Origin of the sequence: Mesorhizobium sp. CO1-1-11, assembly GCF_020164995.1 — a bacterium.
In the GTDB taxonomy this organism is placed as follows: Bacteria; Pseudomonadota; Alphaproteobacteria; order Rhizobiales; family Rhizobiaceae; genus Mesorhizobium; species Mesorhizobium australicum.
The window spans coordinates 1-11690 of record NZ_JAIUHE010000012.1; the positions used below are offsets into that span (position 1 = coordinate 1).

Here is an 11690-nt window from a genome sequence, read left to right on the forward strand (position 1 = left end):
GGCCGGGTTGCCGGGGGCCCGGAACCTCGACAGCACGACACCATCAATCGGAACAACGAAAAGCCATTCCAAACGCGACACGCTTCAATCCCACGACGCGGCGGACGGCGGGGGACTTTCCCGCCGAAGCTCCGGCGGGGGACGCAGGTTTTTCGGTGGCCGATCATACTGCAACGCTGGGGAGGATCATTTGGGCATCGTCCGCGCTCTGGTCTCGACCAGGCTCGCACAGACCGGGGCGGCGGTCGGATATCCCGCTGGATGTGGCAGTAGTCGCTGCCCTGGCGCGGGTATGGCTTTCCGTGCCGCATCGAATGCAATGGGTTTCAAGGCAAAGAGCGGCGAAAGCCTGGATCTTCCATCGTCACCATCATATTTCCGCGGGGCAGGATCCCTCCCTTGCCGTGTATTGGCTTCCCTGATCCACGAGCCCTTTGCGCTGTGAATCCAATTGACCGCCATTGCGGCGGTTCCTCTTTCGTCTGCCGGCAAGCCACGCCCACGGCGTCCTCGAATGGATTGGGTCTGACCGAAGACCGGCTTCGCCTCGATCGCTTCCCGCAACGGCGGCGCTGCGTTTTCTTCCCCTGGCCGAACCACCCCACCACGAAGCGTGGCGGGGACCCCGGTTTGCGCGGCCATTCCTCGCGGTCCAAGAAAGCCTCGCCCTGCCGTCTTCCACTTCGTTTCAGCCCCTTCGGTATGCGGACCGATCGTCTCCAGTCTCACGACCACCATCGAGGCCGCGATGGGCGCGGCTCGAGCAATAGAAGGAACCACCGCAATGGCTACGATCGGCATCTTCACCAGGACCGCAAAGGGCTTCAAGGGCTCAGTCAAGACCCTCAACCTCAACGTCAAGACCGTCGATTTCGTCCCCGCCGACGGCGACAACGAAAAGGGACCGGACTACCGCATCTTCGCCGGCGCCACCGAATTCGGGGCGGCATGGAAGAAGACCTCGCGCGAAGGCCGCGATTATCACTCCGTCAAGCTCGACGACCCGAGCTTCCCCGCTCCGATCTATGCGAGCCTGGTCGAGACCGAAACCGAAGGCGAGTTCTCACTCATCTGGTCACGCCGCACCGCCGAGTGAAATCAACACCGCCAAGAAGCCCCGGCGCGCCGCGCCGGGGCTTCACCATGCTCAGTCCGCCACCGCCCGACCGTAGTCAGTTCGATGGAGCAGGCTAGGCCTTGGCAACTTTCCGTGTTTTCTTGACCGGCGACTTTGCAGCAGGCGAGGTTATGGTCGCGGCAGCTGCACGAGTCGTCCGTTTCGGCTTCTGCGCCTTGGTTATTTCTGGTGCAACCGGCTTGCGCCCGAGACCGACCGCCTTCGCCAACGCCGAGCGGGTAGCGGCATAGTTCGGGGCGACCATCGGATACTCGGCAGGCAGGCTCCACTTCTGCCGGTATCCCTCGGGGCTCAGATTGTAATGCGTGGCCAGGTGCCGCTTCAGCGATTTGAACTTCTTTCCGTCTTCCAGACAGATGATGTAGTCCGGCGTCACCGACTTCCTGATCGAAACGGCAGGCTCCAGTTTCACCGCAGGTTCGGCCACGGATGTGCCGACGTTCTGCAGAGCGACATGAATATCGCCGATCAGTTTCGGCAGCTCTGCCGCCGGCACCGGATTGTTCGACACATAGGCGGAGACAATATCGGCAGCGATCGATACGAGATCGGCTCTGGTCTGTAGGTCCTCGGACACGGTCATGAAATCTTCCCTCTTGATTCTCTTGGGCAGCAATTAAAAATTTGTGTGGCTGTCTATCTGATCATCAAGCAAATAATTCGTTATCATCTGACGATCGCCATTCTTGCGAATATCAACTCGGCAAGCACCACTACCATGATCTGATCGCAACCGAACGACGCTGGCGATCGTTTTCAGGGAAGCGAGGAGACTTCCCCCTCGCTTCCCCGCCATTGCCGCCTGTGCAGAGCAGGACCGCCGGCTCGCAAAGCGGCCGACCGGTCGCCAACCATCAATCAATCCATCCGCTCCGCTCGACCGTGCAGCCCGGCTCCGCGCGCCGGCAATGGCCCCCATCACTCCCGCGCGCTCACGCGCCCCCGGAAGGCATGCCGAGGGACATGCCTTCGGCATTGACGGAAAAAGGAGCGACCCCAATGAACATGACCACGAACACCAACAGCATCGACAACAGCCAGCAGCAGCCAGTTTCCGGCGGCTTTCGCGTCGACATCTCGCGCGGCGAGCGGATCGGCCGTGTTTCGTCGGAATGGTTCTCGCGCCCCGACGATGAGCGCTATCTGTCGCTGACCGAGCTTTACGATGCGGTGCGCGCCCGCACGGATCACGCCACAGCCCGCACCGTTGAGAGCCGCGCCGTCCGTGTCGAGGCGAGCCGTGAGAATGCGGAAAGGCTTTCGCTAATTGTTCCCGGACAAGACCAGCCGATTGCGCCCACCCATTGGAGCTTCGGCCAACTTTGCAGCCTTGTCGGCGCTCCCGCGACTTACATGCGCCAGCTTCCCGCGCCGCTGGCAGGCATCAACCTGCAGCACGGCCTGCTCAATCACCGCGCCGAGCTTGTCAAAACCTTGGAGGCAGAAGACGGACGCGTCGAGCTTCGTGCCGTCACCGGCCCGGACTACGGGCGCATCTGGGATCACGAGCTAGTCGCCGCCGTCATGAAGATCGCAGGCAACGGAATCGGCGACACCATGTGGAAGGTCCCGGGCATGCTGGATTGGGCGACCATGACGCACAATCCCTTCATGGACATCACCAAGGACACCACCACGCTTTACGCGAGCGATCGCGACGTGTTCCTGTTTCTGGTCGACGACACCCATCCCATCGAGGCGGGACGCCTGCCGAACGGAGAGCCGGATTTGTACTTCCGGGGATTTTATTGCTGGAATTCGGAGGTCGGCAGCAAGACGCTTGGCATCGCCTCTTTTTATCTTCGCGCCGTGTGTATGAACCGCAATCTTTGGGGCGTCGAAGGTTTTGAGGAAATCAGCATCCGTCATTCGAAATTCGCGGCGCAGCGCTTTGCCCACGAGGCGGCACCTGCCTTGACCAGTTTCGCCAACTCCTCACCCGCGCCGTTTATCGCTGGCATCAAGGCAGCCCGCGAGAAGATCGTCGCTCGCTCTAATGACGACCGCGAAACCTTCCTGCGCAAGCGCGGGTTCTCGAAGGCTGAAGCCGGCAAGGTCATCGAAACCGTCTTGCAGGAGGAGGGTAGGCCACCCGAAAGCATTTTTGATTTCGTCCAAGGCATGACTGCGCACCCTCGCACCAAATCCCATCAGGACAGCCGCCTTGAGCTTGAAGGGAAGGCCAAGGCCTTGCTGGAGAAGGCTGCCTGACCGTCCCACACTGCGCGGTCAGCCTCTGACCGCGCAGCTTCATGTCGGAACTCTCCACCATCCACGGCGGCGGGCCCCCCGGGGGGGGGGCCCCCCCCCCCTCGCCGGCTCTGCCCGGCTCGCGATGCGATTGCGGTCACAACGGCGACAAGGACAGCCTAGCTCCACTATCTTGTAGCGCGCAACGGAGGTCGCTTCAGCAGATCCGCTGCCTCGATACCGAGAACTTTTGCCAATTTATCGACGACATCGATCGTTGCTCCATAGATGCTGCGTTCCAGCGCGCTGATGTAGGTGCGATCGACTTCTGCACGGTGGGCCAGCTCTTCCTGCGAAAGCCCAGCCGACTGTCGATGCCGCCTCAGATTGCGGGCAAATACCTCGCGTATCTCCATGCCTGCGACTGCAAGGCATTGTCGAGTATTCAACCACGGAGTATTCTCTACAAAATGATTTCAGCGAGGAATTGCACTTGCTCAAACCTCTGCTCGATCCCGATGTCGCCGACGTTGCGCCGGATGCCTCCATCCTGACCGGATACGACGAGGAGCGTCTGCTCACATACATTCGTCTTCTCGATGCGGCAGCCGAGGACGCCGACTGGCGCGAGGTGGCCAGGATCGTTCTGCACATCGATCCCGAGAAGGAGCCCGATCGCGCCTTCAGGGCTTGGGAAACGCATCTCGCTCGTGCGCGATGGATGACCACCAACGGCTATCGCTATCTGCTGGCCGGTGGCGCACCACACTAGGCCTTATCGAGCCAAGAGTTGTGCTGAACCAACAAACCGGTTTGCTGACTCTCTGACTACCGGAGTGAACCGTCGTCCCGGAAGCTGATTGCGAAGCTCGCTGCCGAATGCGGGCCTCCGATGAGGACCGTTGCCATGTCGCACAGCGATTGGACCGATCCGGCGGCATACGAGCATATGCGCGGCTACGAAGCCGTCGAGTTCGCCGCCGAATACCTGATCCGGAACGTTGATTTCGCGGCCGAATGCGACCGGCTGGCTTCGGTTGCACCGGCAAGCGGAGAACTCATCGGCTCGACGGACTTCGCCATTCGTTGGGGCGCGCGATTTCGCGATCGTTGCTGACAGGCCATTATCCCCAGATCACATCGTCTGGACGGAACAGGCTTGGCCACGAGTTCTTCGCGCAACAAGGTTGAGAGCCGGCGCTGGATCCTCGCAGCCGGCTATTCGGCCTGCTAAGCTCAGCAGCGCTCACAACCGGACCGAAGCCGAGCAAGTTCATGTTCTCTGGCCGTCGGCATCTGCAACGCACCATATCGTCTCCGGTGACCCAGACGGTCTGCTCGACATCAACGCCATTGTCCTGCCGCTCGATGAGTATTTCGAAACGAGGCTCGACGCCGCACGCACGTTCTGGCGGGCGCTGACTGGCCGTCCACCCGGCGCTCGCTACGGTTCCCTGCCTCAACAAACCAGGCTGAGGCATATTCTCAATCTCCGCGCCTTTGATGGAAGAAGCGCGGGGGCTCCGTACCGCCGGCTTGCCGAGGAACTGCTCTCGCGCGAGCGCTTCGCTCCGCGCGACTGGCGCGATCATCATCTTCGCCACAAGGTGCGGGCGATCCTGCGGCGGACCGACCGCCTGATCGCCGGTGGCTATCGCGACCTTCTCCTCTATCCCCAAAGTCGCAGCCGCAAACCGGTCCGCTGAAATCCTTCGGCAAGGGGTAGCAGAAACATGCCCCCCGATCTTTGCCCTCCCTGCCTTTTTCTCAATTCGCCATCGTCCGTTCGCACGTCCCGGCAGGCCAGGGCGACAGCAGAACCGAATGGAGATCAAGCGATGTCGAAGGCGGACGCGCCCCAAAAATATCTTCGCACCAAGGAGGCCGCACCTATCGTTGGTCTCTGCGCCCGGACACTGGAAAAACACCGGACCTATGGCACTGGTCCCAAATACCGCAAGGTCGGTGGCCGCGTTCTATACGACATCGCCGACCTGCATGCCTGGATCGAGCTTGGCGCGCGCACGTCCACCAGCGACACGAACGCCGCCTATGTTCCGCCCGCCAAGCCACATGCGGCGCGCGCGCCTGCCTACGCCGGCAAGTCGCGCTGAGATTTCGAGCTGCGGGATCTGGACATGCGCCCAACACCGACAGACCTGGAGCCGATCGCGCTGTTTCATGCGCGGCCCGGCAAGATGGCGTTGCGCGATGCGCAGGACTTGATGGCCTGGCCATTCTTCTCGCTTGCCAAATCGCGGCGTATCACGCCGATCGATTTCCGAATGGGTGAAATCGCCATCCGTGTCGAGGCTACCATCGAGCACGGCATGGCAACTATCTGGGATGCCGACATCCTGATCTGGGCCGCCTCGCAAATTGTCGATGCCCGTGACAAGGGGCTGGGGACCTCGCGCATGATGGCGGCGACGCCGCACGAAATCCTGACCTTCATCGGTCGCGGTACGTCCGCCCGCGAGTATCTGCTGCTCAAGGCAGCGCTCGACCGTCTCCAGTCGACCACCGTCGCCACCTCGATCCGCCAACCCACCGAGCGGCGCATGCACCGCTTCTCCTGGATCAACGAATGGAAGGAACGGGCCGACCATCGCGCTCGACCGCTTGGCATCGAGCTTGTCCTGCCCGACTGGTTTTATGCCGGCATCATGGTCGAATTCCCGTCCGGTATCGGCCAGGGCGAAATGCCGCCGCTGTTTGTCATCGGCCCGTCAGGGGGCTCGGAACTGGTCAACTACCGTGCCCGCCAAAATTATTACGTCGTCGACCGCCTGTTTGCCGCGGCCGAACTGAGGCTGGGCGACAAGACGAGCGAGAAACGCGTCCGCATCGTGCGAACGGATGGAAGAAAGCCACAGCGCAGCGTGGGGCTGTTTCGATGAGCGACGCCGCGATTTCATCTAACCCGGACGCCCGGGCGGAACTGCGGCTGCGGCCAGAACCGGCCAGGGTGACGCGCCTGTCGCGCAAGGTCCTCATCGGTCTCGGCGGCGTCGCCAGTGTCGCCATCCTCGGAACGCTCATCTGGGCGCTAGACACCAGACGTGTCCACGAGCGAGCATCCGAACTTTTCACCACGGAAAACCGTACCACCGCTGACGGGCTCCAGACACTGCCGAAGGACTATGCTGGTGTTCCCAAGCTGGGGCCCGCATTGCCTGGCGATCTCGGACGGCCGATCCTGCGCGCGCAGGAGCGCGGACAGCCGGTGCCGGACATCGGCGCACCACGCGTCGATCCAGAAGAACAACGCCGCCTAGCTGAGATCGAAGCCGCCCGCGTGGCAAAACTGTTCACCGACGCCAACGCCTCGGCAAATCCCGCCAGACGTGGCGTTGGTCCCGCAGACGCCGTCGTCGAGACCGGCATGGCGCTGCCGTCGGCGCTCGATCCTGGTACCGATCCAAACATGCAGGACCGCAAAACTGCATTCATCAACGCAGCGCCGGACCGTCGTACGGTAAGCCCCGAGCATCTCATGAAAAAAGCCTCGCCCTATGTCGTTCAGGCGGGCACGGTGATCCCAGCGGCCCTGATCACCGGCATCCGTTCCGACCTGCCTGGTCAAACCACTGCTCAGGTCACCGAGAATGTCTATGACAGCCCGACTGGGACGTACCTGCTGATACCGCAAGGTTCGAGGCTGATTGGGCAGTATGACAGCCAGATTGCTTTCGGCCAGTCACGCGTGATGCTGGTCTGGACTCGGCTCATCCTGCCCGATGGCAGCTCCATTGTTATGGAGCGCCAGCAGGGAGCGGACCCGTCTGGGTTTGCCGGCCTTGAGGACGATGTAGACCATCACTGGGGCCAGATGTTTCGGGCCGCAGCACTCTCGACCCTCCTCGGTATTGGGACGTCGCTTGGCTCAAGCGACAACGAAAGCGACATCGCGAAGGCCATTCGTGAAAGCGCTCAGGATTCCGCAACGAACATCGGTCAGCAGATCGTGCGCCACCAGCTTAACGTCCAGCCGACGCTCACCGTGCGACCTGTTTTTCCAGTTCGTGTCCTCGTCAATCGTGACCTTGTGCTGGTGCCGTACGGCGCCGAGAAGGGGCCTGCATGACCAAGCTGAAGCTCTCCGGCATTGTCGATGACCGGCCAGTCAAAGTGACGGTCGAACTGCCGGCGTCCGTTCACCGGGACCTTGTCACCTATGCAGAGGTCCTTGGCCGCCAAACGGGGCAGGCGGTTGCCGACCCGGCCAAACTCATCGCGCCTATGCTTGCACGGTTTATGCTAACTGACAGGGCATTCAGTCGAGCGCGGCGCGACAGCAAGTCAGCGTGACTGTTCAGGGCCAAGCTTTGCCTTCACCAAACGGAGCTCGACGTCCGGGCGCTCCCGAATAAAGTCGACAACCACGTCCAGGAACTCCGTCACCTGCATCAGGGCGTCGGGTCCGGACGTCAGGTTTCCGACAGCTTGTGCCTTTCTGTTTGGCTGCGCTATTGCGAGCGTGTCGTCGAGGTCTGAAAGGACACGACTGAGATTGCGCAGGAGTTTCGCCCCGACCCTGGTTGGACGAACACCAGTCGCATGGCGTTCGAAAAGCGTTACCCCAAGCGAGTCCTCAAGGTCACGGATGCGTCGACTGAGCGCGGAATGGTGCATTCTTATTCGTCGAGAGGCGCCGAGGAAGCTGCCTTCCTCGGCGACAATAAGGGCACAGTCGAGCGAAACGAGTTGGATCCGCCGGCGCGGTGCGCTTGTGTGACTTAGTGACAAATCACGGCTCTATGGCTGAGCAAGGAGGAGTGGTACTTCCTATTCGGCAGGAGCAGTGAGCCGCATTGTGCGACCGCCATCGCCTATACCGAGAGCGCACTCGCCTTGCGGGTCTCATGCAATCGTCTTAGCGTCCGCTCATCAAACCGCGCGGTCACTGCAACCGTCTCTTCGCCCCCGATAAATTGAGGGACCCCGAGCGGCGTTACCCTGAAATGCAATTGCACGAGCCGCAGCAGCCAGAGCGGATTCATCTCAATGATGATTGTGTCGACCCCGCTGCGAAGGCCCCACTCGACGATGCCGCACAGAAGTGCGTTAGCGACCGGGCTGAGCATTCTGCCGCGCTCGCGATGCCCGGCCGCGACGCAGTAGCGCGTCCATTCCCAGATGTGAGGTCCAGCAGGCGGCTCGCCATCGCAGAGGTTCCGCAGAACTTCGGTGAGAAGGTGTGGCCTTGTCGATGGGAGCATCCGCTGATAGCCGATAACCCGGCCATCCGCGATGAAAAGCATGTGGACAGCGTGCTCGTCGTCAAAGCGGTCCCTTTCGCGACCGTCTTCGCGCGCAAGTTCGATCCAGTTCTTTTCTTGAACGAAAACCTGGTGGCGGAGCTGGAAAGCTTGATCCAATTCCGCGCCATAGAGATCGGCATTCTGATTTGTCACGATATGCAGCATTAGGGTTGTCCTCCGTTTTGAGTCCAACCCCAAGGTGCTCTTTACAAAAACAGCGACGTATCACGCGATCCCGTGAGCTGCTCAACTGATCAGGCCGAGGCGCAAGGCTTCCGCCACCGCGTGAATAGTGCTCGAAACGCTCAGCCGCTCCCGGACAGAACGCAGATGGCTGTCTGCCGTGTTGCTGCTGATGTTCAGGCGTTGAGCGATCTCATCGACAGTCAGGCCTTCCGACGCCCACCGAAGAACGTCCCGCTGCCTGGGCGAAAGGTGGACAGACTTACGACACAGTTCTCCACCGACGAGGGCTGAGGCGCAACCAAATGCGTAGGCCATAACGAACTGGAGAGCCAACCTGTCACAAGGGTCGGAATCCAGTTTCTCCCCGGCAATCGAAAACCCAACTGGATTTCGTTCGAGGGTCGAGAAAGCTATCGTAAGTCCCTGATCCAGGCCGAACTCCTTAGCCTCATCCATGATGCGGCGGCCAGACGGGCAGACCTTGCACAGGTCCCCAACCTCGCTCCAGTGAAACGGCGCGCTGGCCTGTCTGACAAGCTGGATCGTCGGGTCCCGGGCAAGATAGCCGTTCGAGAAATAGCGCGCGGTCCACTCCTCGGGCCAGGCCGCCAACACCACATGCGCGAGCTGTTCACGTCCAGACACGAAGGGCGGTGGAATGACGCCGGCAAGCAGGTTCGTGGCGCCAAACCGTCCAACGTAGCCCAACAACAAACTGCAGATGCCCTTGGGACTGCTGCATTTGCGTATCTCGTCGATTGTTACGCAGGTTTCGCTCAGTCTTCGGCGCCAGCTGCCAGAAGCTATTTCCGACCTTGATGAACTGGCTTTTCTGGTCACTGCTTTTCACACGGGCTATAAACGGGCTCAGCAGTCCAGGATGGTTCCGGCGCAGGGCAGATCGACAGTCCCTGGCGCGAGGTCAGCCATCTGCAGTCGGGGCTGGTACATCCGCTTGCCCGTCCCGGACGCCCTTGGCCTGGGCCTCAAGACCAAGGATGAGGGTTTCGATCAGGAAGTTGTAGCCGTCCGCAAGGGGTGCGATATCGCCACTCTTCCAGCGCATCACAAACGATCGGTTGTACATTTGCGGCAGGTGTCGCTTGACCAGCGGAAAGCGCGTTTCGTCGAGCGCATCGAGACCCGCGTTGAAGGCCCCGACCCATTCCGAGTCCTCCGTGGCGCCATCGGCGGCCAGTTCCATCGTGATGTAGCCTTCAAGCGCACCGACCACAGAGTTGAAGGCGTTGATCAGTGTTTGATCTTGGAACCCGGCCTGCGTCAACGCCTTGAGGATGATTTCAACCCAAGGAGCGTTGGGGGCGCCGTTTGAGCGAATATGCGGACCGAGCAGCGGCGCGGCGCGGGGATGCTCGTGGACGCGCGCACGAAGGCGCTGAAACAGAAGCCGGATCGTATCGCGCCAGTCACTTGGAAGGTGGGTCGGCGTCATCAGGGTGGCAATCAGCGCACCCGAGATTTCGGCGAGCAAATCCGACTTGGCGCCGCCGATATGCCAGTAGAGGGCGGCCGGATAGACGTTGATGCGACGGGCGAGGGCACGAACTGAAAAACCCGCTATGCCTTCATCGTCGATCAGCGCGATTGCTGCCTCGATCACGCGCTCCCGGGTCAGGCCGATGGCTGCCGCACGCCCCACGGAGCGCTTCTCCGACACAGCCTTTTTCGTCAATGCACCCACCGTTTTCCCCTAGGCAAGCGCCAGGGTGCGAGCAAGCTCCTGCGCAAATCTCTCATTGTCCTCTGCTTTTCCGACACTGACCCTGAGGTGGTCGGTGTAGCCCGGCTCCATCCATGGTTTGACGATTATGCCCTTTTGGAGCAAGGCGCCAGCCACGCGCGCAGCATCCGTTTCCAGATCGAGGAACAGGAAGTTCGCCTGGGAGGGAACAACCCGAACGCCAAGGCCGCGTAGACGCTCGGCAAGACTGGCGCGGCCGCGGCGCATCTCTGCAGTGGTCTCTTGCATCCAGTCGCTATCCTGGAGCGCGGCAGCGGCAGCAATCTGCGCCGCGGCGTTGACGTTGAAGGGCGTCAGACACGCGCGCATGGCCTGGGCGATGCAACGATCCGATGAGACCCCGTAACCCACGCGCAGACCCGCAAGGCCGTACGCCTTCGAGAATGTGCGCAGCACTACCCAGGACACCCCCTGGCGCTCAATCAGAAACTTCAGACCGTCGGGGTAACCAGGGCCGACCATTTCGAAGTAAGCTTCGTCCAGGACGAACAACGTCCCGGGCGGGACCGCGTCAACCAGGCGGGCGAGTTCCCGCCGCGCAAGCGCCGCTCCGACCGGATTGGAGGGCGAGGAGATGAAAACGATTTTTGGGCCCAGTGCCAATTTCTGCGCCAATGCGTCGACGTCATAATCAAACTCTTTGGTCATTGGCACCTTGACCAGCTGAGCGCCCGCCGCCATGGGCTCGATCTCGTGCAAGCCAAAGCAGGGCGAAATGGTCAGAACAGTGTCCCCTTTTCGCAGATAAGCCCGGCAAAGTGCCGAAATCAAATCCTCCGATCCATTGCCGCACACGATCCGGTCGGGGACGATTCCGAGCTTCTCCGAAAGCGCTTGCCGCAGTGCGCCGCACGCCGGGTCGCTGTAGCGGGATGGCACCAAGGACCCGAGTGCCTCGCTGACCCGCGGTGACGCACCATAGGGATTTTCGTTGCTGGCCAGTGCAGCGATGACATTCCGCCCACTGATCCGCCTCGCGGCAGCAACGGTGATTCCAGCATTGTATGTCGGCAGTGCCGCCACTTCCTCACGCGGCGCGAGGGCGTTCTCGGGATCTGTCTGCATTGTCCTACCTTTCTTGATCTCGGCCAAATCTCGGGAACCGGCCGTCGCGATGCTGCGCCCACGGCGAGCAAAAAAGCACCATTGA

At 61.3% G+C, this 11690-nt stretch carries 16 protein-coding genes; 9 read left to right on the plus strand and 7 right to left on the minus strand.

Annotation, left to right across the window (positions count from 1 at the left end; genetic code table 11):
- Positions 1-784: 784 nt before the first annotated feature.
- Positions 785-1096 carry a DUF736 domain-containing protein gene (locus tag LB554_RS15445; RefSeq protein ID WP_140787357.1) on the plus strand — a complete coding sequence of 104 codons (312 nt, stop codon included), beginning with the start codon at positions 785-787 and terminating at the stop codon, positions 1094-1096.
- A gap of 94 nt (positions 1097-1190) precedes the next feature.
- Here the strand turns inward: LB554_RS15445 and LB554_RS15450 are convergent, their stop codons facing one another.
- Positions 1191-1715 carry a MucR family transcriptional regulator gene (locus tag LB554_RS15450; RefSeq protein ID WP_411962631.1) on the minus strand — a complete coding sequence of 175 codons (525 nt, stop codon included), beginning with the start codon at positions 1713-1715 and terminating at the stop codon, positions 1191-1193.
- A 428-nt stretch (positions 1716-2143) separates the two neighbouring features.
- Here LB554_RS15450 and LB554_RS15455 point away from each other — a divergent pair, with 428 nt between their 5' ends.
- Entirely contained in the window at positions 2144-3349 is a 1206-nt protein-coding gene (locus LB554_RS15455; RefSeq protein WP_411962632.1) for a DUF932 domain-containing protein, read from the plus strand.
- 167 nt (positions 3350-3516) lie between these two features.
- Here the strand turns inward: LB554_RS15455 and LB554_RS15460 are convergent, their stop codons facing one another.
- Positions 3517-3744 (minus strand): helix-turn-helix domain-containing protein, encoded by a 228-nt coding sequence (locus LB554_RS15460; protein WP_224585390.1) that lies wholly within the window; start codon positions 3742-3744, stop codon positions 3517-3519.
- 77 nt (positions 3745-3821) lie between these two features.
- On the opposite strand from LB554_RS15460, the gene LB554_RS15465 reads away from it, so the two are divergent.
- The 7 genes from LB554_RS15465 to LB554_RS15495 all read left to right on the plus strand — a co-directional run bounded on the left by LB554_RS15465 (position 3822) and on the right by LB554_RS15495 (position 7639).
- Positions 3822-4100: a DNA -binding domain-containing protein gene (locus LB554_RS15465; protein WP_224585392.1), complete on the plus strand. Its 279-nt coding sequence runs from the start codon at positions 3822-3824 to the stop codon at positions 4098-4100.
- 135 nt (positions 4101-4235) lie between these two features.
- The gene (locus LB554_RS15470; protein WP_224585395.1) at positions 4236-4445 is read left to right on the plus strand and encodes a transcriptional regulator domain-containing protein; all 210 of its coding nucleotides are present in this window, start codon (positions 4236-4238) and stop codon (positions 4443-4445) included.
- A gap of 70 nt (positions 4446-4515) precedes the next feature.
- Entirely contained in the window at positions 4516-5034 is a 519-nt protein-coding gene (locus LB554_RS15475) for a DUF2285 domain-containing protein (RefSeq protein ID WP_224585397.1), read from the plus strand.
- A gap of 132 nt (positions 5035-5166) precedes the next feature.
- The gene (locus tag LB554_RS15480; RefSeq protein WP_224585398.1) at positions 5167-5442 is read left to right on the plus strand and encodes a helix-turn-helix transcriptional regulator; all 276 of its coding nucleotides are present in this window, start codon (positions 5167-5169) and stop codon (positions 5440-5442) included.
- Positions 5443-5466: 24 nt separating this feature from the next.
- Entirely contained in the window at positions 5467-6228 is a 762-nt protein-coding gene (locus LB554_RS15485) for a replication initiator protein A (protein ID WP_224585401.1), read from the plus strand.
- On the plus strand, positions 6225-7415 hold the full coding sequence (locus LB554_RS15490; protein ID WP_224585402.1) for a TrbI/VirB10 family protein: 1191 nt from the start codon (positions 6225-6227) through the stop codon (positions 7413-7415). The genes LB554_RS15485 and LB554_RS15490 overlap by 4 nt, the downstream gene beginning before the upstream one ends.
- Positions 7412-7639, plus strand: a complete 228-nt coding sequence (locus LB554_RS15495) for a DUF2274 domain-containing protein (RefSeq protein WP_224585405.1) — start codon at positions 7412-7414, stop codon at positions 7637-7639. The genes LB554_RS15490 and LB554_RS15495 overlap by 4 nt, the downstream gene beginning before the upstream one ends.
- Here the strand turns inward: LB554_RS15495 and LB554_RS15500 are convergent.
- The 5 genes from LB554_RS15500 to hisC all read right to left on the minus strand — a co-directional run bounded on the left by LB554_RS15500 (position 7631) and on the right by hisC (position 11605).
- Positions 7631-8077: a LysR family transcriptional regulator gene (locus LB554_RS15500; RefSeq protein ID WP_224585407.1), complete on the minus strand. Its 447-nt coding sequence runs from the start codon at positions 8075-8077 to the stop codon at positions 7631-7633. The genes LB554_RS15495 and LB554_RS15500 overlap by 9 nt on opposite strands.
- Before the next feature lie 83 nt (positions 8078-8160).
- A complete protein-coding gene (locus LB554_RS15505; protein WP_140787389.1) occupies positions 8161-8757 on the minus strand; it encodes an acyl-homoserine-lactone synthase in 597 nt (198 codons plus the stop codon).
- A gap of 81 nt (positions 8758-8838) precedes the next feature.
- Complete coding sequence (locus LB554_RS15510; protein WP_140787391.1) at positions 8839-9618, minus strand: helix-turn-helix transcriptional regulator; 780 nt, start codon at positions 9616-9618, stop codon at positions 8839-8841.
- 82 nt (positions 9619-9700) lie between these two features.
- Positions 9701-10480, minus strand: coding sequence for a TetR/AcrR family transcriptional regulator (locus tag LB554_RS15515; RefSeq protein ID WP_224585408.1), 780 nt, complete (start codon positions 10478-10480; stop codon positions 9701-9703).
- Between the two features lie 9 nt (positions 10481-10489).
- Complete coding sequence (gene hisC / locus LB554_RS15520; RefSeq protein WP_224585411.1) at positions 10490-11605, minus strand: histidinol-phosphate transaminase; 1116 nt, start codon at positions 11603-11605, stop codon at positions 10490-10492.
- Positions 11606-11690: the final 85 nt, after the last annotated feature.